Raw genomic sequence first — 746 nt, forward strand, 5'->3', positions numbered from 1 at the left:
GTGCCGACCAGCCGTGCGACCGCGTCGGTCGAGCCGCCCGCGGCAAACGGCACGATGATGCGTATCGGCTTGGTCGGGAAGTCCGCCGCATGCGCGACCGACAGCAGGGGGGCGAGGGCCAGGGCCCCGACGCGGAGAATGGAAGTGAGTTTCATCGTGTAGTCCATGAGGTGGAGAAGTCGGCCCCGCCGAATGCATCGGTCGCGCTTGCAATGCTCTTCACAGAGGCATGTTTCATGCCCGTCGCAGGACGGGGCTTCAACCCGCCGCAGGGCGGGGTGTCGGAGTTCCCAGGCCGCCGCCGCCGGGCGTGCGTATCACCAGTGTCTGCTGCGGCAGGATCTGCTGCGCGCCCTTGCCCAGCATCGGCGTGCCGTCGGACAGGCCCACGTAGCCCGAGGCGCCGGCCGCGCCGCCGTCAATGCCGCGCGGCGGGTAGTCGATGCGGTCGAAGGCCGCGAGCAGCGTGATGGTGCTGTCGGAAACGTTCTCGATGTGCATGTCGACGCCGTCGCCGCCGCGCCATGCGCCGGCGCCGCCCGAGCCCTGGCGGATCTCCTTCTTCCAGAAGGTCAGCGGAATCGCCGACTCGAGCACTTCGACCGGCGTGCCACGCACGCCGCTGGGGTAGGAGGTGACCGAAAGCCCGTGCTTGCCCGGGCGCGCGCCCGTGCCGCCGTTGGTCGTGACCGTGGTTGCGAACACCTTGCCCGCCTTGGTCATGCCCTGCAGGTTGATGTTCCAGA

General features: G+C 69.3%; 1 protein-coding gene. It reads right to left on the reverse strand.

Features of this window, described 5'->3' with window-relative positions; translation table 11 throughout:
- Positions 1-258: 258 nt before the first annotated feature.
- A partial coding sequence (locus D3H34_RS33225) for a hydantoinase B/oxoprolinase family protein (RefSeq protein ID WP_147400623.1) occupies positions 259-746 on the reverse strand: 488 nt, incomplete at its 5' end.

The sequence above is a fragment of the Acidovorax cavernicola genome, from assembly GCF_003581445.1.